At 43.7% G+C, this 25,655-nt stretch carries 30 protein-coding genes and 1 riboswitch; of the genes, 23 read left to right on the top strand and 7 right to left on the bottom strand.

The annotated features are described in order from the left end of the window. The first annotated feature begins 48 nt into the window (after positions 1–48). Both ACFO0S_RS10370 and ACFO0S_RS10365 read left to right on the top strand, forming a co-directional pair. The gene (locus tag ACFO0S_RS10370) at positions 49–633 is read left to right on the top strand and encodes a YdcF family protein (protein WP_378141935.1); all 585 of its coding nucleotides are present in this window, start codon (positions 49–51) and stop codon (positions 631–633) included. A 101-nt stretch (positions 634–734) separates the two neighbouring features. Continuing rightward, on the top strand, positions 735–1,016 hold the full coding sequence (locus ACFO0S_RS10365) for a DUF1292 domain-containing protein (protein ID WP_378141934.1): 282 nt from the start codon (positions 735–737) through the stop codon (positions 1,014–1,016). A 28-nt stretch (positions 1,017–1,044) separates the two neighbouring features. Here the strand turns inward: ACFO0S_RS10365 and ACFO0S_RS10360 are convergent, their stop codons facing one another. Continuing rightward, positions 1,045–1,893 carry an STAS domain-containing protein gene (locus ACFO0S_RS10360; protein WP_378141933.1) on the bottom strand — a complete coding sequence of 283 codons (849 nt, stop codon included), beginning with the start codon at positions 1,891–1,893 and terminating at the stop codon, positions 1,045–1,047. Positions 1,894–2,051: 158 nt separating this feature from the next. Between ACFO0S_RS10360 and ACFO0S_RS10355 the strand changes: the two genes are divergently transcribed. After that, positions 2,052–5,831: a DEAD/DEAH box helicase gene (locus tag ACFO0S_RS10355; RefSeq protein WP_378141932.1), complete on the top strand. Its 3,780-nt coding sequence runs from the start codon at positions 2,052–2,054 to the stop codon at positions 5,829–5,831. Further along, a complete protein-coding gene (locus ACFO0S_RS10350) occupies positions 5,812–6,552 on the top strand; it encodes a hypothetical protein (protein WP_378141931.1) in 741 nt (246 codons plus the stop codon). The genes ACFO0S_RS10355 and ACFO0S_RS10350 overlap by 20 nt, the downstream gene beginning before the upstream one ends. 118 nt (positions 6,553–6,670) lie before the next feature. Here the strand turns inward: ACFO0S_RS10350 and pgeF are convergent, their stop codons facing one another. After that, complete coding sequence (pgeF, locus tag ACFO0S_RS10345; protein WP_378142214.1) at positions 6,671–7,429, bottom strand: peptidoglycan editing factor PgeF; 759 nt, start codon at positions 7,427–7,429, stop codon at positions 6,671–6,673. 73 nt (positions 7,430–7,502) lie between these two features. Between pgeF and ACFO0S_RS10340 the strand changes: the two genes are divergently transcribed. After that, entirely contained in the window at positions 7,503–7,640 is a 138-nt protein-coding gene (locus ACFO0S_RS10340; RefSeq protein WP_378141930.1) for a hypothetical protein, read from the top strand. Here ACFO0S_RS10340 and ACFO0S_RS10335 read toward each other — a convergent pair. Then, the gene (locus ACFO0S_RS10335) at positions 7,637–8,851 is read right to left on the bottom strand and encodes an EAL domain-containing protein (RefSeq protein ID WP_378141929.1); all 1,215 of its coding nucleotides are present in this window, start codon (positions 8,849–8,851) and stop codon (positions 7,637–7,639) included. The two genes, ACFO0S_RS10340 and ACFO0S_RS10335, sit on opposite strands and share 4 nt — an antisense overlap. Before the next feature lie 128 nt (positions 8,852–8,979). On the opposite strand from ACFO0S_RS10335, the gene ACFO0S_RS10330 reads away from it, so the two are divergent. The 14 genes from ACFO0S_RS10330 to ACFO0S_RS10265 all read left to right on the top strand — a co-directional run bounded on the left by ACFO0S_RS10330 (position 8,980) and on the right by ACFO0S_RS10265 (position 21,454). Next, positions 8,980–9,714, top strand: a complete 735-nt coding sequence (locus tag ACFO0S_RS10330; protein ID WP_378141927.1) for an MBL fold metallo-hydrolase — start codon at positions 8,980–8,982, stop codon at positions 9,712–9,714. Positions 9,715–9,728: 14 nt separating this feature from the next. Further along, positions 9,729–10,622 (top strand): NAD-dependent epimerase/dehydratase family protein, encoded by an 894-nt coding sequence (locus tag ACFO0S_RS10325; RefSeq protein WP_378141926.1) that lies wholly within the window; start codon positions 9,729–9,731, stop codon positions 10,620–10,622. 85 nt (positions 10,623–10,707) lie between these two features. Beyond that, the gene (gene trhA / locus ACFO0S_RS10320; RefSeq protein WP_378141925.1) at positions 10,708–11,343 is read left to right on the top strand and encodes a PAQR family membrane homeostasis protein TrhA; all 636 of its coding nucleotides are present in this window, start codon (positions 10,708–10,710) and stop codon (positions 11,341–11,343) included. A gap of 63 nt (positions 11,344–11,406) precedes the next feature. Next, on the top strand, positions 11,407–11,925 hold the full coding sequence (locus ACFO0S_RS10315) for a DUF3231 family protein (RefSeq protein WP_378141923.1): 519 nt from the start codon (positions 11,407–11,409) through the stop codon (positions 11,923–11,925). A 225-nt stretch (positions 11,926–12,150) separates the two neighbouring features. Further along, the gene (locus ACFO0S_RS10310) at positions 12,151–13,680 is read left to right on the top strand and encodes a phytoene desaturase family protein (RefSeq protein ID WP_378141922.1); all 1,530 of its coding nucleotides are present in this window, start codon (positions 12,151–12,153) and stop codon (positions 13,678–13,680) included. Next, complete coding sequence (locus ACFO0S_RS10305; RefSeq protein ID WP_378141921.1) at positions 13,677–15,161, top strand: phytoene desaturase family protein; 1,485 nt, start codon at positions 13,677–13,679, stop codon at positions 15,159–15,161. The genes ACFO0S_RS10310 and ACFO0S_RS10305 overlap by 4 nt, the downstream gene beginning before the upstream one ends. After that, positions 15,130–15,963: a phytoene/squalene synthase family protein gene (locus ACFO0S_RS10300; RefSeq protein ID WP_378141920.1), complete on the top strand. Its 834-nt coding sequence runs from the start codon at positions 15,130–15,132 to the stop codon at positions 15,961–15,963. The genes ACFO0S_RS10305 and ACFO0S_RS10300 overlap by 32 nt, the downstream gene beginning before the upstream one ends. A 47-nt stretch (positions 15,964–16,010) precedes the next feature. Continuing rightward, positions 16,011–16,775 carry a carotenoid biosynthesis protein gene (locus ACFO0S_RS10295; protein WP_378141919.1) on the top strand — a complete coding sequence of 255 codons (765 nt, stop codon included), beginning with the start codon at positions 16,011–16,013 and terminating at the stop codon, positions 16,773–16,775. Further along, complete coding sequence (locus tag ACFO0S_RS10290) at positions 16,772–17,428, top strand: lysophospholipid acyltransferase family protein (protein WP_378141918.1); 657 nt, start codon at positions 16,772–16,774, stop codon at positions 17,426–17,428. Before ACFO0S_RS10295 ends, ACFO0S_RS10290 begins: the two co-directional genes overlap by 4 nt. 12 nt (positions 17,429–17,440) lie before the next feature. Continuing rightward, positions 17,441–18,550: a glycosyltransferase family 2 protein gene (locus ACFO0S_RS10285; RefSeq protein ID WP_378141917.1), complete on the top strand. Its 1,110-nt coding sequence runs from the start codon at positions 17,441–17,443 to the stop codon at positions 18,548–18,550. After that, positions 18,547–20,022: a phytoene desaturase family protein gene (locus ACFO0S_RS10280; RefSeq protein ID WP_378141915.1), complete on the top strand. Its 1,476-nt coding sequence runs from the start codon at positions 18,547–18,549 to the stop codon at positions 20,020–20,022. The genes ACFO0S_RS10285 and ACFO0S_RS10280 overlap by 4 nt, the downstream gene beginning before the upstream one ends. Before the next feature lie 66 nt (positions 20,023–20,088). Then, positions 20,089–20,415 (top strand): PadR family transcriptional regulator, encoded by a 327-nt coding sequence (locus ACFO0S_RS10275; RefSeq protein WP_378141914.1) that lies wholly within the window; start codon positions 20,089–20,091, stop codon positions 20,413–20,415. A 76-nt stretch (positions 20,416–20,491) separates the two neighbouring features. Then, positions 20,492–20,740 carry a hypothetical protein gene (locus ACFO0S_RS10270; RefSeq protein ID WP_378141913.1) on the top strand — a complete coding sequence of 83 codons (249 nt, stop codon included), beginning with the start codon at positions 20,492–20,494 and terminating at the stop codon, positions 20,738–20,740. Positions 20,741–20,785: 45 nt separating this feature from the next. Continuing rightward, complete coding sequence (locus ACFO0S_RS10265; RefSeq protein ID WP_378141912.1) at positions 20,786–21,454, top strand: GNAT family N-acetyltransferase; 669 nt, start codon at positions 20,786–20,788, stop codon at positions 21,452–21,454. 141 nt (positions 21,455–21,595) lie between these two features. Here the strand turns inward: ACFO0S_RS10265 and ACFO0S_RS10260 are convergent, their stop codons facing one another. The 3 genes from ACFO0S_RS10260 to ACFO0S_RS10250 form a co-directional block, all read right to left on the bottom strand. After that, the gene (locus ACFO0S_RS10260) at positions 21,596–21,718 is read right to left on the bottom strand and encodes a hypothetical protein (RefSeq protein WP_378141910.1); all 123 of its coding nucleotides are present in this window, start codon (positions 21,716–21,718) and stop codon (positions 21,596–21,598) included. Between the two features lie 80 nt (positions 21,719–21,798). Beyond that, positions 21,799–22,116 (bottom strand): DMT family transporter, encoded by a 318-nt coding sequence (locus tag ACFO0S_RS10255; protein WP_378141908.1) that lies wholly within the window; start codon positions 22,114–22,116, stop codon positions 21,799–21,801. Further along, positions 22,116–22,439, bottom strand: a complete 324-nt coding sequence (locus tag ACFO0S_RS10250; protein WP_378141907.1) for a DMT family transporter — start codon at positions 22,437–22,439, stop codon at positions 22,116–22,118. The genes ACFO0S_RS10255 and ACFO0S_RS10250 overlap by 1 nt, the downstream gene beginning before the upstream one ends. A 52-nt stretch (positions 22,440–22,491) precedes the next feature. Next, a riboswitch (guanidine-I (ykkC/yxkD leader) is annotated at positions 22,492–22,589 on the bottom strand. Between the two features lie 60 nt (positions 22,590–22,649). On the opposite strand from ACFO0S_RS10250, the gene ACFO0S_RS10245 reads away from it, so the two are divergent. Continuing rightward, positions 22,650–23,135, top strand: coding sequence for a methylated-DNA--[protein]-cysteine S-methyltransferase (locus tag ACFO0S_RS10245; protein ID WP_378141905.1), 486 nt, complete (start codon positions 22,650–22,652; stop codon positions 23,133–23,135). Positions 23,136–23,151: 16 nt separating this feature from the next. Here ACFO0S_RS10245 and ACFO0S_RS10240 read toward each other — a convergent pair whose 3' ends face one another. Beyond that, complete coding sequence (locus ACFO0S_RS10240) at positions 23,152–23,307, bottom strand: hypothetical protein (protein ID WP_378141904.1); 156 nt, start codon at positions 23,305–23,307, stop codon at positions 23,152–23,154. Positions 23,308–23,493: 186 nt separating this feature from the next. On the opposite strand from ACFO0S_RS10240, the gene ACFO0S_RS10235 reads away from it, so the two are divergent. From ACFO0S_RS10235 to ACFO0S_RS10225, 3 genes are all read left to right on the top strand, one after another. After that, the gene (locus ACFO0S_RS10235) at positions 23,494–23,652 is read left to right on the top strand and encodes a hypothetical protein (RefSeq protein ID WP_378141902.1); all 159 of its coding nucleotides are present in this window, start codon (positions 23,494–23,496) and stop codon (positions 23,650–23,652) included. Between the two features lie 437 nt (positions 23,653–24,089). After that, on the top strand, positions 24,090–25,097 hold the full coding sequence (locus tag ACFO0S_RS10230) for an EAL domain-containing protein (protein ID WP_378141901.1): 1,008 nt from the start codon (positions 24,090–24,092) through the stop codon (positions 25,095–25,097). An 86-nt stretch (positions 25,098–25,183) separates the two neighbouring features. Continuing rightward, a complete protein-coding gene (locus tag ACFO0S_RS10225; protein ID WP_378141900.1) occupies positions 25,184–25,645 on the top strand; it encodes a MarR family winged helix-turn-helix transcriptional regulator in 462 nt (153 codons plus the stop codon). Positions 25,646–25,655: the final 10 nt, after the last annotated feature.

Genomic DNA, 25,655 nt, shown 5'->3' with positions numbered 1-25,655 from the left:
TCATACTAATAGGAGAAGAACAAATCGAAATGGGGATTTTACAGAACTATGCGCGTAGCATCAAAGGTACTGATCAGTAGTTTATTTCTTTACATACTTTTGTCTATGTATGGAATATGGACGTTTACATCCGAACTTGAACTGGAATATGCAGATGCAGCGCTTGTCCTCGGCACGAAAGTGGAAGGAGATCAACCTTCACTTGCTCTACGTGTCCGGGTTGATTATGCGATATGGTTATATGAAGAAGGATTCGTCAAACAAATCGTATTTACAGGTGGGAAAACAGACGGGGCGTCTTTAAGTGAAGCGGAAGTATCCAAAGCTTATGCGATGGAGATGGGCATACCAGAGTCAGCCATCCTGGTGGAGGATACTTCTCAAATCACCCGGGAAAATATGATGTATACAAAAGACTTAGCAATTCAACTAGGACTCGAGAAATTTCTACTCGTCAGTGATCCATTTCATATGAAGCGTGCACTCATGATGGCGGATGTATTTGAATTAAATGTCTCTGCAGCTCCCACACCTACTAGCGTCTATACGTCTTGGGCAGAACAATTTCCTTTTGTGCTGAGAGAAACGCTTGCATATGTAGGAAATCAACTGACTTTCCATCAATCGTTTTAATCGTTTAACTCGTGATGAGTAGGGAAAAGAAGAGTATATTCTCTACTCTGTGAAGTATGCTATGCTGAGTAGGTAAGACAAGTAGACGAGGAGGAAACGATATGAGTACAGTAAATGTAGGCGATGTGTTTTCAATGGAAGATGAAAACGGCCAAGAAGTAGAAATCGAAGTTCTCGGTCTCGTACATGTGGAAGAAAATGAATATGCAGCTGTTGCATTTTCAGAAGACGTTCAAGATGATTCCAAAGAAGACATTGATGTGTTCTTCTTACGCGTAGAAGCGGAAGATGAGCTTTATGAGATTGAAGAGGATGCTGAATTTGAACGCGTGTCACAGGCTTTTCAACAATTACAAGAAGAAGCAGCTGACGATCTAAACTAAATAAAAATAAGCACCCCACTTGGAGTGCTTATTTTTTTTCGAGCATAAAACCAACTTTAGCTAGAGCTCGCTCTAGATTGGCTTCTACCATCACCTTCTTCAAATCAATACCAAGTTGATTGGTTTGTAGAGCTGTTTCAGGTCGAAGTCCGGTCAGTATAGGTCGAACACCCAACAGGTTTAAAAGTTTGGTGATTTTTAATAGCGAGTCTGCGACAGATTGGTTCATTTGAGTGATTCCTGATAGGTCCACAATTAAATAGTCGAGGCCGAGTTCCTGACTGCGTGTAAGGGCCACTTCGACAATCTGTTCCACCCGGGTCCGTGTAATGTTCCCGATGACCGGTAAAATCGCAATTCCCTCTGCAAGAGGAACGATAGGGACCGACAGATTTTGAATCTGACGTTGGGCATCATCGAGCTCAAGGACGTAGGAAAGTAAGGAACTCATTGTCTCGAACAAATCTACATGTTCCTCGCGTATACGAAAAGGCGTGGTATCGAGTCCGCAAATGGTGCCGTAATTCTCCCCGTCCCCTGTATAAATAGGAATTCCAATGAAACTTCCACTTTTCAAGTTATGTGTCACTTGCAAGTCTTTTGTCAGTTCGTGTTGCGTGATATCCGGAATGTAAATCACTTCATTCCCATGATCGACACTGATTTTACAAAACGTTTGCTCAAACGGCAAGGTGTCTCCTGGTTGAACGAGAGTCTCCTTTTTGTTGATTGCTTTTGTAATTTCATTTGATTGTTTGTCGTTTTTAGCGATGAATAACGTATTAATTTCTAATAGGCCTGCCATCATATGCAGTATCGTGTTTGCGGCCTCGTCAAAATTCTGAAACGGTACGCGTTTTACTTTTAACGGTGACATCCAATCATCCTTTGAAATATAGTGAATTAAGTATAGCATGCAATCTATTATGTTCCAAAGATTTCCCGGGAAATGAAAGTAGAAAGGGACTTCTGGTGGTTTTCGTATGGAAGGTTTCCATGTAGTATAGAGAAAGATTCAATAAAAGAGGGATTTCTATGAATAGTGCAAGACATTTTAACTGTCCGATCAGACTGACAAAATCCGTACAAGATGCGTTTAAACGGTTTGGACTCGAGGACTCGGGTTTTCTCAAGCAGCATGACCCTCATACGGTGCTAATTGAAAAAAATAAAGAGCCAGAGCAGGAATCTACTAAAATTCTGCTCTATTTTGCGCATATTTCCCCAGACTTGCTTGCACAATTTAATGGAAAACTTCCGGTTCTTACGGCAGTCATGGAAGATTACGTGTTAACAGCTGTACATGTCATGTTAAAGCCACATAAATCCATTTTAGAAACCAACTGGCGAAAAACTGCCCAACTCACATTCGTACCAGATTCACATATTAAGAACCCAGTTCCCCGACCCTTTCGTGAATGGCTAGATCAACTGGAAGATGCCGCTGAAAAATCGGCATATGTCAGAAAGAGGATAGCTGGATGGGAAGGGTATCTCTCGATTCAAGAGCAGCAAGCCGATATAGCAGACATCTCGTTTTCCTTTGGCGAGGTAGGAATTCAAAAAGACTTTAGACGTTTAACATTGTACGATGTTCAGTTAAAGCAAGACGACTGGCGGAAAGCAAAAGACTTAGACATCAAGTTTCCTGCACTAGGCCGCGAACTCGGGAAAGTACTGAAAGTAAATCAGCGTTCTGCCACGATGGAAATAGAGGTCTTGCCGTATATGGAAGACGTCGTCCGGAAAACGAATCCGGAACGATTTGGGAAGACAGCTACTTTGAGCAATTTTGCTTCGCTCAGTCAGATTCGGCGGTTACGTTCTGGATTTGTTCAGCTTGAAAAAGGGCAAGCGGAAAATCCACTTCTAGAGAAAATCTTGTTTGAAGAATCTCCACCGGTAGCACCACTCAAAACCATTCCTAAACTTCATTTGCATCATCCATTAAACGACTATCAACGGCGGGCTGTAGAAGGTGCCATCGCTGCAGAAGATGTTTATGTCATCCAAGGTCCCCCTGGCACGGGTAAAACAACCGTCATTTCTGAGATTTGTCTTCAAAATGCAAAGATGGGACTACGTACGCTTGTGGCCTCTCAGTCTAATTTGGCAGTAGACAACGCACTGAGTCGATTACTCGCCAATAAAGATATTCGAATTCTCCGTGTAGGACGGACGGAAAGTATTGAAGAAGAAGGTAAAAAGTTTATTGAAGAAAATATTGGGGATTATTGGCGAGACGTTACACTAAGAACCATTACAAGTACTGTCGATGAACGAGCACTTCGCATGAAGCAAGTTGAACAGGAACTTGCGACTGTAAAACCATTGTTTGAGGAATTACAAGAAAAAGTAAATCTGTGGACAGAGAAAGCAGCACGCAAAAAAGAAGCGCAACAAAAAGAAGCAGAGCTCCGTACTGAACACCAAGAACGCACCAAACAAATGGAAGAGTTTGACCAACAGAAACAACAATTTGAAACAACTGTAGATGAGGCGTTGAAACACTTTAACGAAGTAACAACTAACAAGCGAAAAGAGGAAGAAGATAAGCATAACTTTCCGACGAAAGACGAACTTGATGAACAATTAGTAGTCGCTAAAGAAAAATTGCATCATGTCACGGAACTCCAACAACTTGCCAAGCTTCAGAAATCTCGGCAACAGGTGAAAGAGAATTTAGAAGAAACAAAGCATCGAGTAGAAGAACTTAACTCGAAACTTCAATTCACGGAACAAAAACAAGCACATTTTCAACAATTGCGTAAGGTAAAAGACATTCAAGACGTTTTAAATGAAAATCCGGTGTACCAAACACCGCGTGTACTTTTCAAATTAAAAGGAATCGAAGGGATTCGGCAATTGATGAAGACCTATCATCCTGCAGTAAGCACGTGGGAACAGTACTCCAAGGCGCTTGATTATTTCACCCAACAACTTGGAGAAAAGCAACGTCCGATTCGTAAACAGGCAGACCCTGTCTATCTGAATGAAGAATTGCAGGCGTATCTTGACCAGGGTAGAGCATGGATCAAATATCGGCAACTTCCGGATATGCGTGAACTGAGTGACTATGTTCAGGGTCTCTATAGCCGTCTTCGGTACATAGCGGAAATCATTTATCGTTATGAGGATCTCGTCGCTCGTGGAGAACACGAACTTATGATGTTGCGCGAGGAACTCGTGAACATGGAACGTTTGACGGTTCAGCAGGAACTCCGAGCTCAACAGAGTGCGGGGAACTTGCTTGAGGAATTGAAAGAACGGGAGCACCAGCTCGATGCAGAGTGGCAGCATGCAGAAGGAGACCGCTGGTTAGAAGAGCTGGAGCAGATAACAGAAACAACAGTTTTCGAATGGGAACGAACCGTACGAGATTTGGAAAAGAAACAGGCACATATTGCAGCATTTGAAGAACGCTACGCTCAAGTGATTTCGGATTGGGAAGTCGCAAAAGAACAGCTTGCGTCTGCCCAGAATGCACTTACAGAATGCTTAACACAGGCAGAGATATTTCCTTCCGAAATACAGCGTTTGGAAGAAGAGCTGAAAGAACTCGAACATCTTCTACAAGACAATCCAGAAGAAGAACTCGAAAAGATTCAAAAGGAATGGCTATCTCTGCAGTTCCAAGTAGAAACGCTTGAAAGAGAAAGTAAAGATGCGCCTTTGAAACAAAAACTGCAATCTCAGTGGCAAAGTCTTCTTGAGCAAGCTACTGCTGAGGACGTAGATGAAATTCGCAAACTGAACGTTAAGTATGCGAATGTGATCGGAACGACTTGTGTAGCTTCCGCAAGAAAAGATTTCGTAGAGAATTACCCATCGTTTGATGTGGTCATCATTGATGAAGTGTCAAAGGCGACACCTCCTGAGCTTCTCTTACCGATGTTAAAAGGGAAGAAAGTCATTTTGGTAGGAGACCATCACCAACTTCCGCCGCTTCTTGGAGATGATACGCTTGAAGAAGTGCTTGAACAAATGATGAAAGATCAGAAAGAGTTTACAGCGAAACAAGAAATTGAAAACTTATTAAAAGAATCATTGTTTGAACGTTTATATAAGAACTTGCCGGAAACTCATAAGACGATGCTTGCGATTCAGTATCGTATGCATGAGTCCATTATGCAGACCATTACCCCGTTCTATCGCCATGATCAGCACGAGTTAACATGTGGACTAGAGGATTCGGATACGCTTCGAGCACATGGACTTGAAACACCTTGGTTACGTCCGGAGAACCATGTGCTCTGGGTTGATTTGCCTCACGGTGAGGGCTATTTTGAAGAACGTGTCAAGGGCGGGAAGAGTTTATGGAACCCTTCCGAAATGAAAGTCATGCGGCAAGCGTTAATCGATTTAAATGAGGCAATAAAGACGGCGAAAGAACAAGGACGTTATCCGAAAGATACTCAAAAAACTGTCGGGGTCATCAGCTTTTACGGGGAACAAGTCAAACAGCTTGATCGACTCATTCAACAAGAGCTCCGATTACCTCATATCACGATGCGAACAGGGACAGTAGACCGGTTCCAAGGGATGGAGATGGAGGTCATCATCTTAAGTATGGTGCGTAATCATCAGGAAGGGCGAGGAGACATTGGGTTTGCGAATGACTACCGCCGACTGAATGTCGCTCTGTCCCGAGCAAAAGAACTGCTTGTTTTAGTGGGAAGCCATGAAATGTTCACGGAAAAAGTAAAACGCACTTCTACGAAAGATATGTACCAGCATGTTTGGAACTATACGAAGCAAATCGAGGGAACACGAACACTAGAGGAGGTGCTTGGTCATGTCAAACTTAGCCACTGATTTAGCACGCCAACTTGAAAGAAATAAAGCAGTGACAATCAAGCACCGAGACTTTTGGCAATTACCTGTATGGTCGTACGCTGTAACCTTCCGACGTGTAAAGAAATACCGACTCGATATTTTGATGCGGATGATTCTTCATGTGATCGATGAGATGCCCATCCGACGGGCAGCAGCTATCGCTGAATTATTAGTTGTCGAGGAACTGTTCGTCACCGACTTAATGGAAAAACTTCTACGAAACCAGTTGATACAAGAAACGAAGACAGGCTATGTGCTGACGCCAGCAGGAAAGCAACAACTCCTGGCGGGAATCTATGAGGAAGAACAAGAAGAAGAGTATCGGGATCTTCTATTTAGTCCGACACATCAAACCTTTTTAGTGGCAGATGAAGAAGTGGAGACGCACGAGGAAGCAGCCACTCCTTTTCGCTATGCACAGGCGTATGAAGTGCCCGACCGGCATGAGGAACAACTCGTTGAAGGTGTGAAAGAAACACTTGCGGATGAGCAGGAACATGCGGAAGGGTTTGTTGAATCGTTGAATGGACTAGTGGACTATGATGACGGAGAACTCCGGTGGGTGACCTGTTACGAGTTTCGCCTCTATGATACGGTTGAGAAAATGACGTACGTCCGGGTGTGGAATCCTTTAGTGAATACGTGGGATGCTTTTCTAGAAGCTGAAATTGAAGAACATGAAGCTCCTTCATGGACATAGAAAAACGCACTCACGAGGAGTGCGTTTTTTTATTACCTAAGGGATTCCTGCAACAGCTAAATACCTCATCAAGGAAGCGGGAGTCGGAATGTTAATGAGGATAATTTAAGGGCACTTTTTAATCATTATGTCGGAAAATAAATCCTAAGTGCCTGCCGTCTTGTTTATTTTGGCGGTATGAGAAGCCGTCCGCTGCTTGAAATGTACATACCGGAGAGACATGAATGTGCTCTGGTAAAATACCGGCCCGTAGACATTGCGCTCGTACTGTTTGCGCATTGTCGATATGATATTTATTTGTTTCTTCTTTGTAGACAATCCATTCATCAGCATACCCTAAGACTTTATATTTCTCAGCAACATCTGCATCGACTTCAAACTTCTCTTGGCTTAAGGCAGGTCCTAAAACGACATGTACATTCGATAACTCCTCTTTTTTCTCCTCTTTTAAGTGGACAAGCAGTTTTGGTACGATCTCTTTTACGGTTCCTTGCCAACCGGAATGGACACTGCCGATTACCTGCGAGCTTGTACTCCAAAAGAGCATAGGTACACAATCGGCAGTAAAGGTCCCGAGTACGAGGTCCGGTTCATAAGTAAACAGCGCATCGGTGTCGGGTATAGCGGTATCCACAGAAAACGCGCCTCTCCCTTGATCTGCTGCAGTTACTTCATGACAGTGGTCGCTATGCGTTTGGTTCGCAAGGACAAATTGATCAAGTGGCACACCGAGCTCTTGCGCAAGAACTTCCCGGTTCGCCAAAATATCCTCCGGATTCTCGCACGTATGCAAAGCCATGTTGTTGTTCTCCGGACGTTCATGGGATTTCATAGTAATGCCCCATGTAACGCCTGTGATTGGATGTTCGAGTTTCATGGTGATTCGCACCTTTCGTCTATTGAATTGATTGGTTCCCATCATACGTTTTGCGGCTAAAGGAATGCTTGTCATGGCTAATAAATCTCATGTCATGGCTAATAAATCTCAGTTCATGGCTAATAAATCTCAGTTCATGGTCAATAAATCTCATTTCATGGCTAATGAACGGTCGCTCGACGTGCAAGCTGTCAACACATCTAAAAGTTAATTCATAAACAGATAATCTCGTTCCGTCAAAAACGACGAGCTGATATCAATAAACAAGAAGTAGTCATTTGTTAGTGGGTAGCTAAACGTCCGAATGAACTCGCGGGTTTCAATATCGGAATACAAATCTGATAGTCTGCCTTTATGTGTTAGTTGCATCTGTAACATCGTCTCTAAAAAGTAGGGACGGAACGCCCAGTTTGCCCCGCGAATGTCTTCTTCTAGTGACCAGGCCTCTCCATGCCTGCGCAAGTTGGAAGACACCTGTCTGCCGTTGCTGTCGCAAATATACAGACGAAAGGCTTCTTCATCAAACAAACCTTGTGCGTCATGGAGTAACGCGTCTGCTCGTTCTTCCGACTGCCATTTCCGGAGTTTCTTCAGTCGCATGCCGCACGCTTCCGCAAATGCCAAACGCTGCTGAATCAATTGTTTTTCTCGCTCTACAAATTCATGAATTTGCTCCGTAATCGGAATGGCTAAGGCTTGATTAGAGGTAAGAGTGCAGGATGGCTTGCCTAAATAGTATCCTTGATAATAATGGCCGTTATTCTTCCACGCAAAATACAATTGGTTGACATCCTCAATGTGTTCGTAGGCAAGAACAGCCCCAATGCGGCGGGCAAGGACGGATAATGTATGTAAGACGTCTTGGAAGTTTTCAAGATTCGATGAGCGAGTTAACGATGCATTAATCTTGAGTATATGCGGTTGTAAGGTCCGGATACGATCGATATTCGAACTTTCTCCCCCGATATGGTCAATCGCTAGCTGGAGGCCATACGTTTTATAGTAACGCAGCAAATGACTCAAGTTTTCAAAGTCTCCAGCGATATCATGCTCTGTGACTTCAAGCACAAAACGGTCCATACGAAACCCTTTTTTCTCTTGTTTCTCAAGCTGTTGAAGCAATACTTCTCCGTCATCGGCAAGAAGTTGAGCCCCACTGCGATTGATAGAAAGATAGCCAGGTAATTTTTGTTCGAGCATGTGGTCGACGGCTAGATTTAGTAAGTGTCCATCAATCTCATTTTTGAAGTCTTCCGGAATTTCCGGATCGTTGAAGAAGGGGCCGAGGGAAATCACTCCGTCCTCTGTGGCAAAGCGTCCTAAAACTTCGTAGCCGACAATCTGATGGGTAATGGCACTGACAATCGGTTGCAGGGCAGGTCGTAGTTGATCAAGTTGGTCCATAATTTTTAATGCATCCATCGCCAAGGCTCCTTTTAAGTACAATTTAATTTTAGTATTATATCATGTTCCGCTTTGCATAAAAATGCAATACACAAAGAAAATAGGTAGAATAGATACTAGCAAAAAGATGTGAAGGAGTGAGTGCAATGAAAATAACGACAATTGGCATGTGGGGCGGCTATCCCGAAGCGGGAGAAGCCACCTCTTCTTTCCTCATCGAATACGAAGGTACACGGCTATTGTTCGATTGTGGGAGTGCCGTGCTTTCTACTTATCTGACACTGGGAACAATAGAAGAGCTCGATGCCGTACTCATTAGTCATTACCATCCGGATCATGTAGCAGATATTGGGGTGCTGCAACACGCAGCGATGATTCAAACACAGCTCGGCAATTTATCGAAGGTGATCCCGATCTATGGACACACACAAGATTCCGTGGAATTTGAGAAGTTAAGTTACAAAGGAGTGACCGAAGGGAAGGAAGTAATGGAAGGGGCTTCCTTCGAAATTGGGCCTTTTCATATTTCCGTTTGTCCCACCATTCATCCGGTCTATTGTCTGGCGTACCGAATTGAAGCAGGAGGCAAAGTTGTTGTCTTCACAGCAGATACCCAGTGGACAGATGATTTAGTTCCCTTTGCACAAGAAGCTGACCTTCTTGTAAGTGAAGCCAATGTATATCCGCAATATGCTGGCAAGATTCAAGGGCATATGACAGGCGAAGAGGCTGGAAAGCTTGCCGCACAAGCGAATGTGAAGCGGCTTGTTCTCACGCATTTGCCACAGTACGGAGACCGATCGATTTTAGTAACCGAAGCAAAAAAACGCTATACGGGGCCTGTTGAACTGGCATCGACCAAACAGGTGATTACCCTTTAAGAGGAGAGAGAGCTATGAAAACAGCATTGATTTTAGGTGGAACTCAATTTGTAGGGAAACGTGTCGTTCAACTCTTAGTGGAACAAGGTGTCGACGTTACAATTGCTACACGGGGGAAGGCGGCAGATGACTTTGGGCAGACGGTCCACCGGTTAACACTCGACCGCACGGACGGAAAAAGTGTGGCAGCTGCTTTAACTGGAAAAAAATATGATGTGGTATTTGACCATACATGCTATTCTCCTGTTGAAGTTCGCGAAGTGGTGGAAGCACTAGGTGAAGGAATTGGTAAGTATGTATTTATCTCATCAGTCGCAGTCTATGATGAAGGAGATCACTTAACGGAAGATGATTTTGACCCGCGTCAATTTGATATTCATTACAAAAGTCGGGAAGAGTACGCAGGGTTTTCGGGATATCAGGAAGCAAAAAGGGCATCAGAAGCCGTTCTCTACCAACAAGCTCCGTGTTCAGTCGTAACCGTTCGGTTCCCATTTATTATTGGAGCAGATGATTATACAGAGCGATTTGCTTTTCATGTACGTGCGGTTCTTGAAAATCAACCTGTAGGCTCTGTAAATCCGGGCGCACGCTTTGGATTTATTGATTCAAAAGATGCGGCCGAATTTTTAGTGGCTGTTGCGAAAAGTGAGTTCTTCGGACCGATCAATGCAGGCTCTGACGGAAGCTATTCGATTCGTGAACTCCTAGATAAGATTGCGGGTATCACCGGTCATTCCTACTCGATTTCAGATGAGGCGACTACCAATCGCAGCCCATACGACCTGGGCGGATCGCTCGCACAAACCACCGCATTTGCTGCTGAAAAAGGTTTTCGATTTTCGGATGTTCATGAACTTGTCGAACAACAAATTCGTGAGCTAGCTACTGCAGAATCCTCGAACTAACAACACCTGTCATTTGAAAGAGTGACAGCTGTCACTGTTTTCCTCCATAGGAAAAGCGTAGAGTGGGGAGTAAGGAGTGATCGGTTTGGATACAACACATACTTTTACAAAACGCGAAGAATTCATGAATGCTTTGATTCATGGTATTGGCATGCTCTTAAGTATCGCGGCACTCGTCATTCTCGTTGTGGCAGGAGCCCGCTATGGCACCGCGTGGCATGTAGTCAGCTTTACATTGTTTGGTGGGAGTATGCTGGTACTCTACACAGCCTCGACTCTCGTGCACAGTTTTCCGGAAGGGAAAGCTAAAGACTGGTTCGAATGGCTAGATCATTCATCGATTTATTGGTTCATTGCCGGAACCTATACACCGTTTTTATTTTTGGCTGTCCAAGGAACACTCGCTTGGGTGTTGTTCGGTATCGTCTGGAGCCTTGCCATTGCCGGCACATTGTTTAAATTGTATTTTGTGAAGCGCTTTGTGAAGCTTTCTACTTTTTTATATGTGGTCATGGGCTGGTTAATCGTTTTTGCCTGGAATCCATTAACAGCCTCGATGACACAAGAAGGGCTCATTTTACTGGTTGCTGGTGGTGTACTCTACACTGTAGGCGCTATTTTCTACGTGTGGCGCGGCTTTTCCTATCATCACGCGGTCTGGCATGTTTTTGTATTGGCAGCTAGTGTGTGCCATTTCTTCTCAGTAGCCACACTCATTTAAAAATGAATAATTTTTTTAATTCCACACAACCTAACTATGATTACCGAAGAGGAGGTCACATAGTTGGGTATTTTATCAGGAAATCCGTCTAAAGAACCGTTACATGTAGGTGAAATTACAGGGATTTGGGCATACTTATTGTCAACGAATGGATTGCTACGGTTGTACGAAACACTGAACAATCATGCAGGGGACGATGATTTGAAGCGGGAATTGCAGGATCTTCACAAAACGATGGAAGAAGAGACCGTCAAGTTAACGCAATTGTTGAAAGAAAATGGCATTCCCCTCCCTCCAGAAACACCAGAGCGACCAGTTGCTGATGCAGAGACCATTCCACCTGGGGCTCGTGTACTTGATCCGGAAATTGCGAATACAGTTAGCATGAACTTGGGACAAGGACTCGTTTCGTGCAGCATGGTCATGGGTCAATGCGTTCGTGAAGACGTAGCGATGTTATTCGGACAATTCCATGCATCGAAAGCACTTGCTGGAGCGAAATGGCTACGTTTAATGAAGGAAAAAGCTTGGCTCATTACTCCTCCCCTCCAACCACAACTGTCAACAGCTAAAAAAGCGTAATTCACTTGCTCACCTTTCGAGGTGGGCATTTTTTACTTTTCATAGACGTAAGGTTATAGAACACACACACTTAAAAGGCGAGGTAAAACTAAACGTCTATCATTCTTTTACAACAACATTCTTCGAAGGTTATACAAAATATCACAAAATAAAGCTCTTAATGGCATAATAAGAAAAAAGGTTGTATAATCATTATACAATTGTTGTACAAAGAGGAGGGCCATCATGAAAAAGAAAATAGCAGTTGTCGGTGCAGGGCCAGGTGGTCTTGCGGCGGCCATGTTGCTCGCTTCAAAAGGATACCAAGTGGACGTTTATGAAAAGAACGAAACAGTCGGAGGCCGTAATTCAGCAATTGAGCTAGGAGACTATCGATTTGATATGGGACCTACGTTTTTAAGTATGGTTCATATTGTCGATGAACTCTTTCAAGCAGCTGGGAGAAACATGCACGACTACATGGACCTTGTCGAGCTTCCGGAAATGTATGAATTGACGTTTGATGGGAAACGGAAACTAGGAATGACACGAGATCAACAAGAAATGAAACGTCGTATTGAAGAAGCGTATCCAGGAAACAGTGAGGGATACGATCAATTTATGACTGAAAGCGGTCGTAAATTAGCAGCACTCACTCCAATTCTACAATCTCGTATGGATAAATTGATTCACTATATGCGTCCAGGTGTAATTAAAGCATTGCCTGAACTAGAACTTGGAAAGACGCTACATGATGTATTGAGTAGATACTTTGACCAAGAAGAATTGAAGCTTGCTTTCACGTTTCAGTCAAAATATCTGGGGATGTCACCATGGGAGTGTCCGGGTGCTTTTTCCATCCTCTCTTATATGGAACATGCCTATGGAATCTATCACCCGATTGGTGGTGTGAATCAGCTTTCCCATTCGATGGCCAAGGTGCTTGGAGAATTTGGAGGGAGAATTCATTTAGATACAGGGGTGAAAAAATTTATTCTCGATGGTAAGAAAGTGACAGGGTTACTACTTGAGTCTGGAGAAAGAGTTACAGCCGACGAAGTAGTGGTTAACGGGGATTTTGGGCATGTCATGACAAACCTCGTTGATAAAGGTATACTAAAAAAATACTCATCTGAAAATTTGGAAAAGAAAAAATATTCTTGTTCTACCTTTATGTTATACCTAGGCCTGGATAAAAAATACGATCTCCCGCATCACTCTATTGTCTTTGCAAAAGACTATAAGACGAATGTCGAAGAGATTACTAATCAACGGAAGCTGTCTGCAGATCCTTCTATTTATATCCAAAATGCCAGTGTGACGGATCCAACACTTGCACCGGAAGGAATGTCTGCTCTCTATATCTTAGCGCCCGTGCCTAACAATGACAGCGGTATTGGCTGGGAGAAGGAACAACAATCATTTCGAGATTTAGTCCTCCGTACAATTGAAGAGAAAACGGAATTTAAAGACATCTCCAAACATATTATCGTTGAAAAAATGTTGACACCAATGCAGTGGGAACAGGATTTAGCTGTCTATAAAGGCGCCACGTTCAATTTAGGACATCAATTGTCACAAATGATGGTGTTCCGCCCACATAATAAGTTCGAAGAGCTGGATCACTGCTGGCTAGTTGGTGGAGGCACTCACCCAGGAAGCGGGTTACCGACAATTTTAGAATCTGCTCGTATTGTGGCCAATGGGATTTTAGCAGAAGAAGGAAAAGAACGGATTCCGGTCGGTCTTCTTCCTGCATGGGAGGGGACATCATGACAGTTGGAATTATTGGTGGAGGCGTTGGTGGACTGATGACGGCTCTTTACCTATCGAATCAGGGTTATGAGGTGACCATCTACGAAAAAAGCGATAAGCTCGGAGGCCGTCTTGCATTTGTTCGCCACGGGGAGTATCGCATTGATGAAGGCCCAACCATCGTGTTGCTGCCGGAAATGTTTTTAGAACTCCTTCAAAAAGCAGGTGTTGACACGACTTCCTTGCGATTACTGAGATGTGATCCCTTGTACTCGATGCATTTTCCAGACGGCTCGACTTATACAAAATACGCGGATGCTCTCGAGCAGCAGAAAGAAATTAGCCGATTGTTTCCAAGGGATACGGGAGGATTCAAACGGTTTCTTACGGAAGGTAAACAACGATTCCATATAGGGATGGATGCCTTTTTATCCAAATCTTTTTCCGAGTCCAAAGATTTTTGGACATTCTCAAATATACGTAAATTGCTGCAGCTAAAACCTTATCAATCCGTTGCTCAACTAATGAAGGGCTACTTTAGTGATGAGCGCCTGCAACAAGCATATGCACTGCAGTCTCTTTATATTGGTGGCAACCCTTATCAAGTGCCCGCGATGTATTCGTTAGTTTCGTTCTCTGAACATGAACACGGTGTTTATTACTTACAAGGAGGCTATGCCTCTCTGATTCCGTTACTTGAAAAGACACTTCGGGAACGTGGTGTGACGATTCACCTGTCCACATCCGTTGAAAAGGTACTGACAAAAGACGGCAACGTGACAGGCGTTCGAGCGTCAGGTCAAGAAACGCATCACTCCGCAGTAGTCTTTAATGGAGAGATGCCGCACTTACCGGAACTACTTCCGGAAGTGCCCGCGCGTAAGTTCACGCCATCATCAAGCTGTTATCTACTATACTTTGGTCTGAACAAGACGTATTTGGAGCAACCCGTTCATAACTACTTAATGGGACCGGATTTCAAAGGTCACATGAATGCCGTGTTCCAGACTAAAGAGTTACCGAAAGAACCTTCCATCTATATATTTAACCCGTCAGTCGTGGATCCCACGCTTGCTCCTTCCGGACATAGTGTTCTTTATGTTCTTGTCCCAGTACCCGCGGGTTCTGATGTAGCATGGAATGATGTTGATGAGTGGCGAGAAGGCATCATTGATCGTTTAGAAATGAACGGATATGAAGGATTGCGAGATCATACGGAATGGATGGAAATTCGCACACCAGAAACGGCAAAACAAGAAGGGTACTTCCAAGGTGGGAATTTTGGAATTGCACCGATACTTGGTCAGTCCGGCGTCTTTCGTCCACAAGCAAAACCTACGAAGATTCACAACCTGTATGCAACAGGGGCTTCTACCCACCCGGGGGGCGGCATTCCCATTGTCATGCAAGGTGCTTATTTAACAGCTGATGCCATTGTGGGTGACTTTCCGATTAAAGGGGGACAATCGAATGAACGTCAAACAAGCGTACCAACACTGTGAAAACGTCATTGCTGAGAATTCCAGGACATTTTACAAAGCATTCTCGCTTCTTCCAAAAGCCGATCGTCAAGCTGTATGGGCCATCTATGCCTTTTGTCGTAGAGTAGATGACTTAGTAGATGAAGGGAAACATCCCAAGGAAAGTTTGCGTGCATTTGAGGAAGAGTTTAATGCGTTCTTACAAGGACAATTTGATGCGTCCGATGCGATGTGGTTAGCTCTTGAAGATGTGTTTAAGCGCTATGAAATGGATGCAACCCCTTTTAAAGAACAATTAAAAGGTCAGGAGATGGATCTGACGATTCACCGCTATGCAACACTCGAGGACTTGTTGATTTATTGTTATCATGTGGCGAGTACTGTGGGCCTTATGTTGCTTCCAATTCTTGCGCCTGGCAAAGTTAATGAATTAAGACAAGACGCGATATCACTTGGTCTTGCGATGCAGTTAACCAATATTTTACGTGACGTGGGAGAGGATTTGGAACGAGGCCGTATTTATATGCCTACAGAACGACTCGCTCATTTCGAAGTGTCGGAATGGTGTATGCGCAAAGGGGTCATGAGTGAAGGGTTTAAAAAAGCGTGGGAAGAGTTGGCTGCGGAAGCAGAAAGCCACTATGACAAAGCGAACCGAACGATTCACTTATATCCAAAAAGGTCTCAAATTCCACTCAAGAGTGCTTCTCATTTTTATCGTCATATCCTCACGACCATTCGTGAAAAAGAGTACCGGGTGTTTGATACGAAACACTTCGTAACCGATGAACGGAAAGCCGAAATTTTAGCAGTGATTCAATAAAACACCCGCCTCCGGGTGTTTTTTCACTAGAGAAAGGATGTGGAGGTATGTCGAAGTGGAAAGACCGCATCTACTTACTCTTTTTGTTTTGGTATGCGGTCGGCGTGATTCTTGTCGGCTTTGCCCTTTTACCAAGTTGGCTTGAATGGGCAAATTCCGTCTTTTTAGTATTGGCTGGACTCATAGGGGTTCTGTATTTCTATCATCTCTTTCCCCCAGCCAAAGCAACCGTTGTTGTCTTTGTTATCTACATATTCTCTTCTTTTATGGAGTACTTAGGTTCTGCTTATGGAATTTTATTTGGAGAGTACGATTATACAGATCGGTTTGGATATAAACTATTTGGAATGATTCCATTCACGATTGGTTTCGCTTGGCTTCTTGTCATCGCCTCCACGCATGCTCTGACGAAACGTATCACCCCTTCCGGAGGCGTTTGGTATGTTGTGTTGGGAAGCTTGGCTGCGGTTGTCATGGACCTTATCATTGATCCGGTCGCTTTTAAAGCGAATGAATATTGGATTTGGCGGGAGGGTGGCCTATACTATGACATTCCATGGACCAATTTTATGGGATGGTTTGTCGTCGCTTTTCTTCTTCATGCGGTCATTTGGGGAATGGAAAAACGAGAGGAACGTCAAACGGATTTTGAAAGATGGGAAAGGCGGACCTATTGGTTATACGGCATGATGATCTTCATGTTCATCGTGACCGCGATGGCTGCAGGGGGATTGTGGGGAGCCATTTTCCTTAGCTTCTTCTTAACAGGCGTTCTTTATGGATTTGCAGAAAGGAGACTGAAGGAGTCATGATTCGTGCCAACCGGAAGCGATGGTTTGAAGCGATTATGCGGCAAATTACGCACAGACAGTTACGAAGTCACTTTCACACCATCTACTGGAAGGGAGAGGACCCCTATCCGTCTCCGGCAATTTATATTGCGAATCATTCTTCCTGGTGGGATGGTCTTCTCTACTTTCACTTACGTCACACGGTAATTGACCGAGTTGTCTATATTTTAATGCATGAAGAAGGCCTCAAGAAATTCTGGTATTTTCAATGGATTGGCGCCTACTCCGTGAAGAAAACCTCTCGTCGAGATATTGTGGAAGCCCTCAGTTATTCTAAGCAACTCTTAAAAGAAGGAAAGAGTATTTGGATTTTTCCACAAGGCGATGAATATCATCAAGAAAAACGACCGTTGAAACTGGAGACAGGTGTAGGGCATCTTGCCAGTCAACTTCCGAAAGTGCCTATTATCCCTCTTACCTTCTATTATTCATATGGTCATCACCAGAAAGGCGAAGTAGCCATCCAGGGAGGATCACCTGTCTACTTTCATGACTTAGAAGGTGAAACGAGGAAACAGAAAACAGAAGCACTTGAACGCTTGCTGGAGCAGCAGCTCAATCAAGTACGACAGGACGTTATCCATGAACAAGTAGAGGACTACATCAAGATATAAAGGGGGGGTTCGATGGAGTGGACATTGTGGTTTAGTTATATACTTTTAAGTTTTGTTGTCATTACGCTAGTTCACAGTCTATTGCTGCCGAACCTATCTAAGATACGAAGGATAGAGGGAGTTCCACTGGTCTCCGTTCTCGTACCTATGCGAAATGAGGTGCGTAACGTCAAGGGGATGGTAGACAGTGTAAAGAAACAAACGTATAAGCATATAGAGGTGTTCTTTCTTGACGATGAATCCACTGATGGGACTTCTTCCGCATTAGAACTTGCCGTTCGAGGAGACGCAAGATTTAAGGTTCTACAGGGAAAACCAAAGCCTGAAAAGTGGATAGGCAAAGTCTTTGCCTGTCATCAATTGAGTGAGGCGGCAAAAGGAGACTATCTGCTGTTTTTAGATGCCGATGTCCGGATACAACCAGAAGCCGTAGAGCGGGCACTTGGATTGATGCAACAAAAGAACATTTCTTTGCTTTCTGGTTTCTCACGATTTATTTTACCTACATGGTTAAATAAACTGCTCGTTCCTTTGCAACATTTTTTTGTTCTCTTTCACCTCCCCATCCTCCTTGCCAATTGGACAAAGTGGCCCCCTGCTACAGCTGCCCACGGAGGGTTTATGTTCTTCGAACGAAGTGCTTATCAGGCCATTGGCGGACACGCGGTCGTAAAAGAAAATATTGTGGAAGATGTGGCGATATCTAAACGTATGAAAGCAGAAGGATACAGGATGTGGATTGCCAATATCACGTCGGTTGCGAGTTGCCGCATGTATGAAACGAATGCCGAAGTATGGCAAGGGTTCACTAAAAACATCTTTAATGGGATTGGACGTTCAATTCCTCTTGCCGTAGGAATCATTCTTTTTTATGGTGTCGTTTATGTGGGGTCCGGCATACTTGCTCTGGCAGCTCTTCTAGTGGAGGAGAGAGTTTTGTTACTACCTTACTTACTGATTATCCTTCAGGCAGGAATTGTCTATCTGAACACACGGGAGCCACTTGCTCTTGCATTTTTGTTGCCGGTTGCCTCCGTTGCATTCATTCTCCTATTGGTTTCCGCTATGAGAAAATCAGTAAAGGGACAGCAAGTGGAATGGAAAGGCAGGTATTACGGATGAAAAAAGTAGCAATTATCGGGGCTGGTCTCGGTGGACTTTCTGCTGCAATCACACTTGCTCATGCTGGGTTTGACGTAGACGTGTATGAGAAAAACACACATATCGGCGGCAAATTGATGCCTGTTCAACTAAAGACGTACGGATTTGATTTCGGGCCGAACACCATTACGATGCCTCATGTGTTTAGACAGGTGATCGAACAGACCGGAAGACGGGCGGACGATTACTTTACACTGATTCCATTGAAACACCATACGAAGAATGTATTTCCTGATGGCACAGAATTCATAGTATCCAGAGATAAGGACAAAATGATTGAACAACTAGAAACGCTTGATCCGATTGGGGCAAAAAACTACTATACGTTTCTAAAGGAACTGACACGACTTTACGAATTGTCAGAAACCCATTTCTTTCCGAAAACGTTTCGTTCCTGGACGGATTATTTGTCACCGTCCTTAGGATATGCACTCACACAAGTGCGTCCACTCGAGTCGATGGACCATTTCTTCAAGCGCTATTTTCAGCATCCTGCAGTTTTGCAATCGTTTGGTCGGTATGCAACGTATATTGGGTCGTCCCCTTACCAAGCACCTGCCACATTTGCGATGATTGCTTATTTGGAATTGATTCAAGGCGTCTATACAGTCAAAGGCGGAACGGTATGCATCGCTCGTGCGTTCCATAGTGTAGCGAAAGAACTGGGCGTAAAATTTCATCTTCAGACACCTATTGATCAAGTAGCGATTGAGATGAAACAAATTCATACGCTGTTCTCGCATGGGCAATCTGTGTGGTCAGGGGACGACGTAATTATGAATGCCGATTTACTAAAAGCGTACCCTGAACTGATTGATGAAGTAGACCGACCTTCGTTTACAGATAAACAAGTGGAAGAAATGGAGCCCTCTATCTCAGCTTTCGTCATTTTGGCAGGGTTGTCGACACGACGTAAATCGCAGTTTCATCACACGGTCTATTATTCGTCGGATTACAAAAAAGAGTTTCAACAGATTTTCAAAAAATGCGAGATGGCGGAGGATCCGACCATTTATATTTGTAATTCGAGTGTGACAGACCGGGAACGTTCACCGGACGGGGATAATTTATTCATTCTGGTCAACGCACCTGCTTTAGGAAAGGATGGGTCGGCGTCGTATGAGGCTGAGGCGTATAAAGAAATCATCTACGACCGTCTCAAAGAAAAAGGAGTCGATATTCGCAAGGATCTCGTGGTGGAACGTGTCATCCCGCCTGCAGAGATTGCGGAAAAGTTTGGAGCCTACAGAGGTGCCTTGTACGGGTTATCGAGTCACCGAAAAAAGGATGCCTTTCTTCGGCCGCGTAACACAAGCAAAGACATTCACAATCTTTATTTTGTCGGTGGAAGTACACATCCTGGGGGAGGGTCTCCTATGGTGACGTTATCCGGAATGAATGTGGCGAACCTACTGATAGAAAAAGGGAACTAGAGCAGGACACATCCTGCTTTCTTTTTTTGAGTAGTATTATACATTGAATAGTAGTGGGGGTGTAAGTTGAATATCCAGTTCAAAAAAGGTGTACTGAATTTATGTGTCTTAGCATTGGTCGAACAAAAAGATCGGTACGGATATGAATTGGTTCAAACGATATCGAAACAGATTGAATTATCTGAAGGAGCTGTCTATCCACTTTTACGTAAATTGACCGCCGAAGGGTATTTCGAAACGTACCTAATGGACTCGGTTGGAGGGCCTCCGAGAAAATATTACCGAATGACAGAGCAGGGCACAGTGTATTGTTTGGAACAAAAGGAAGAGTGGGAGACTTTTGTAAAAGCTGTACAACATTTATTACAAAAAGGGGATGAAATAAATGAGTGAACAACAATTTATTGAGAAGTTAGTAGCAGCACTACAGACACTTTGATCAGAAGACCGTCAAGAAATAGTGAGCGATATGAAAGAATATTTTGCAAATGGAAGAGCTGATGGGAAGACAGATCAAGAGATTGCATCGGATAGTGGTTCGATCGAAGTAAATGTTCTAGGAATTCCGAGTGATGCCGTCATTAGCACGGAACGAGATTCAGGCAAAGCGAAAATATTTGGGGAGAAGGTAAAGGAGCGGAAGTTTGGAGAGGGTCGTGTCATCATCTCCTTAAAGACTGACAATGGCCAAATTGAAGTGAAACAAGGGGCATCCTAAGCAATCCCATGGTATGCTACTTTAGACTAGAGTAACAAGGGGGAGATGAAGGTGTACCGTAAAGACTATTATGCTTTCAAGGAGAGTCGTCCTGTGAAGGTGACCATTCGAACATACACTCCGGATGATTTTCAAGAACTAATTCAAATCCAACGGGAGAGCTTTCCACCACCTTTCCCGGAAGAACTGTTGTGGACGGAGGAACAGCTTGAGAATCATCTCCGGCTCTATCCGGAGGGGGCATTGTGCGCGGAGGTAGAGGGAATCCTGGCTGGGTCTGTGACAAGTTTACTTACAAACTTCTCGTATGAAGATCCTGATCATACATGGGAAGAAGTAACCGGTGGAGGCGATATTTCGGCACATGATCCGGAAGGTACTACATTATATGTTGTCGATCTTTGTGTCCGTCCTGGCTATCGTCAGCTGGACCTTGGAAAGGCTCTTCTTCAAGGACTGTATGACCGCGTAGTGGCAGATCAATTAGACCGGCTGCTTGGCGGAGGAAGGATGTCAGGCTATCACCGCTATGCGGAAGAGGCGACACCAGAAGAATATATGGAGAACGTTCTAGCAGGCGTATGGAAAGATCCGGTCATTACATTTATGTTACGAAGCGGCAGAACGCCGGTCCGGATCGTCAAAGAGTATTTAGAGGATGCGGAATCTCACAACATGGCGATGTTGATGGAGTGGAAAAACCCATTTAAATAACCGATTCGAGAGAGGCTGGGACATAACTCAGTAAAATGAATAAACCGCGCATAATCAAGTTTCAAGAACCTTGATTTTACGCGGTTTTACTATTGAGTATTCAGCTAATCAGGTTAATATTTTGTACTTATGTCCCAGCCTCTATGATTTTTGTTCTGCACAGTCAAAACACAAAAGTTGACCGTTTTCATGAATCCCTTGAAGAAATCCTGCCTGACAATAAACGGTTTTCCCGCAGTAGGCGCATGTTCCTACAATTTCCATGTACTTCACTCCTTACTTATTCGCTACAGACACTTCTTTTTTGGGTCCTATGACAACAGGTACAGGAAGCCCCGCTTGTTTTATGGGCTGACAAGTTTTAGACCAATCACACTAGCAATTATGAGTCCAAGGAAAAATAGCCGAAGTGGTGCAGTGGACTCTTTATAGAAAACCATCCCGAGAACGGCACCGCCAGCTGCTCCAATGCCTGTCCATATAGCATAGGCCAACCCCATAGGCAACGTTTCCATCGCCAAAGACAAGAAGAAGAAACTGCCCGTAAAGCTGGCGCCGAGTAGGAGCGCAGACGATAGATTTTTCTTTTCATGTAGTCGAGCCATCATAGCGACGCCTGTCATCTCCAAAAGACCCGCCACAATCAGTGCAATCCAAGCCATTAGACTTCCGCTCCTTTCGTCGTCTGCTTCAAGCCGATAATTCCGGCAAGCAACAGACCAATCAATACGACTTGTGCCCATCCGAGAGGTTGACCAAAAAGAACGGTATCCATAATGACAGTCCCTACCGTTCCAAGACCGACGAATACGGCATACGCTGTACCGACAGGCAAATACTTTCCGGAGCGGATCAATAGCCCGAAACTGATCAGAATCGCCACTACGGTCCATCCCCATTCCACTACTGAACTGGCATGCTTTAATCCGATGACCCAGCCCACTTCAAAAATAGCGGCAACTATAAGAAGTCCCCATTCTTTCATGTTGTATTACCCCTTTCCATAGTAAAAGCCTGAAAGACACTGCAACAGCAGTATCTCCCAGGCTTTTGTCCCTCCGTGTACATGGCGCACCATGCGTTTTCTCTCGGACCAGTCAAAGCAACAGCTTCCGGAACCCTAGAAAACTTTCGTGTCTTTCAGTTCCTCATAGTATACTAAAGAAAGAAGGATAAGAAAAGGGAGACGGGTTGAATGAGACAAGTTGATTATCTGACACCGATTGGACGACTAGTCATTACAGGGGATGGGGATGCGGTTCATTCAGTTCTATTTGAAGAAGGGGATGCACTTGAATTCCCTATGACAGACGAACTTCCGGAGGAACTAAAGAAAGCGTATGAAGAGATTGATGCGTATTTTAAAGGGACAGGAAAAGACTTTACATTCTGTATAGCGCCTCAAGTTGGTACGCCATTTCAACGGGAAGTGTGGGAAAGCTTACGGACGATTCCTTACGGAGAAACAGGTTCGTATTTACAGATTGCCACGACAGTGAATCGCCCGAAGGCAGTGCGTGCAGTAGGTGGAGCCAACGGGAAGAATCCCTTTACGGTCGTCTTGCCTTGTCACCGTATCATTGGGGCGAGCGGGAAGATGGTAGGGTATGCGGGAGGCCTTTGGCGAAAAGAATGGCTTCTTGCCCATGAACAGAAACATAAAACCACTTTGTCCGATTGACAAAGTGGTTTTTCGTTTACTTCTTTGTGGAAAGTTCTTTATACGAAACATCTAGGTGTGATCCCTGGTCATCCATCCACCGAATGGCAATTCGTTGATCATCTTCTTTATAAACTTCAAGTTCACTTGTAAGTTTGTAGTACTCAGGGGCAATCAAATGATCAAAATTCATCTTTCCTTCCTCCACTCTCATGATGTCTACGTAAAAATTGTACGCGTTCCTTTTAGAGAGCGTCAACCCGTAGTTGTAAAATTAAAACAATTTATCAGTTTGCACTCGACCCATACACCTAAGGATTACGGAGAGGGTGAGAAGGGTATGATAAGGATAGAAACTATTTGCGAATGAGGTGATGAAGTGATGTGGGGTAAAGATTCCAAGGAAAAAGAACGTGAGAAAAAAGCAGAAGAGGAAATTAAGAAACTGAAGCTCTCTTCAAATGACCTCGATGATGACAAAAATGAAAACACAGAAGTAGTAGATCCACAGCCACGAATTAACACAGAAAATTTGTGAGAACTAAGCCATTATCCCGCCGGATAAGGCTTTTTTTAGGGGAAAGGAACGGAAAGAAGCGTTATTTGTTTTCAGAAAATCAGAACAATATACTTAACGTATCTAAATACTTAGAAAGGGGACGACGATTGACTTTTACCGTCGATCCCGTAATTATTGTTCTTTCTATTCTCTTAATTAAGCGACACAGTTATCCTCGGTGAGAATGTGATGTATGTGCTCGTTACAAAGTTAAAGCGAGAAACGATTCTCTCTTTTAATAAAAACAAAAGTACATTCTGTACAAGCATTATCAAAAGCTTCCGAGAAATCGTGAGCTTTTTCTTTCTTAGCCTAGAGAAAATGTTATATCGTTAAACGAATTCGCTGTAGTATCCGATACTACGATAAGGTATTGTATATATAAGGAAGAAGAGAGCAAAACAAGGAGGAAAAAGATGTCTTGTCAAGGATGTAAAGTAAGCGATCTCACGTATCAGTTTGATTTACAAGGTCAGTACAATGAAGCACTAACAGATAAGGTAAAAGAACATCTGCAGCGAAATGATGTACCAGTTACGTTGACAAAAGAAAACAAATTGAAAGTTCCCGAACATCATATTCGAGAAATTTTAGATTTCTTTGAAGATCACATGGAGACAGACCAGATTTTCTTCAGAACGTCTCAAGGGGAATGGTCACCTCTTTCGGAAATCAGTGAAGTGTTGGAAACCAGTTGGATTGATGAAATCATTTTAGAGGAACTGGTTCACTGCCACTATCAGCCAATTCTGCGATCTGATGGCGAATTGTTCGGATATGAACTACTTGCCCGCTTTACAGACGGAGAAGGGAACATGGTGTATCCAGGTGAATTATTTCAAGCAGCCCGCCTCCGAGGCAGATTGTACGCGCTCGACCGTGTATGTCGTATGGCAGCAGTTCGCCACGCCGCACGCCTAGATAAAGTAAAAGCATTTATCAATTTCATTCCGACATCTATTTACTCCCCAGAATTCTGCTTGCGAAGTACGATGCAATTAGCAAGCCAACTCAATCTCGATCCCCAACAACTGGTGTTCGAAGTAGTTGAAACAGATAAAGTGGATGATGTAGAACATTTAAAAAAGATTTTAACGTATTACAAAGATAAAGGGTTTATGTATGCACTAGATGATGTTGGTGAAGGTTTCAGCACCATTGAATTGCTAACAGGTATCGAACCTCATTACATGAAATTAGATCGTAAATTTGTCAGTGATGTTCATGAAGACCCTGAGAAACAACGAGTGGCTCATTTGTTCCTAGAGAAAGCTCGGTCGATGGGAACGATCCCGTTAGCTGAAGGAATCGAACAACAACAAGAATATCAATGGTTAAAAGACGCCGGCTATGTGCTTTTTCAAGGATATTACTTTGGCCGCCCTCAATCAGAACCGGTACCACGGGACGCTCTCAACTTCTGAGACGTCTTTTTTACTGGAAAAGAGGTGGAAAGTTCTAAGTCTATCGTGTAAAATGTTTATTTATAAACATACTGGAGGATTGCCACATGGTGAAAACGAAAAAGAAACGAAAAAAAATTAAGAATCAATTATTATCTACAATGCAGCAAGCAGGATCATTAGAAGTGAACGAACAAATGCAGCGCCTTGCACTCGAGTGGAACCGCGGTATGGAGTCTGCGTTTGCAGAAGAGTCGATTACGTTTACTCAGTACAATGCGATGCGTAAAATAAAAGAACATCAACCCCTTCATCAACAGCAACTGAGCAATCTATTATCTGTCACGAAAGGGAATGTAAGCCAATTAATTACCCGCTTGGAAAAGGCTGGATTTGTGAAAACAGAAAAGTCAGGAAATGTGAAACACCTCACTCTAACTCCTGAAGGGAATCAGGAAATAACTCGTTTAAACCAGACAGCTGTAAGTGCTGATGAAGAATTTTTAGCAGTTTGGACAGAAGAAGAACAACAAGTGCTGAACGGATTATTAAAGAAAGCGCTTTCATAAATTTCAAAAC

It is taken from the genome of Chryseomicrobium palamuruense (assembly GCF_042649045.1).
GTDB classification, from domain to species: Bacteria; Bacillota; Bacilli; order Bacillales_A; family Planococcaceae; genus Chryseomicrobium; species Chryseomicrobium palamuruense.
The sequence above is the reverse complement of the archived record's forward strand: the minus strand, read 5'-3'. Positions and strand labels throughout refer to the sequence as shown.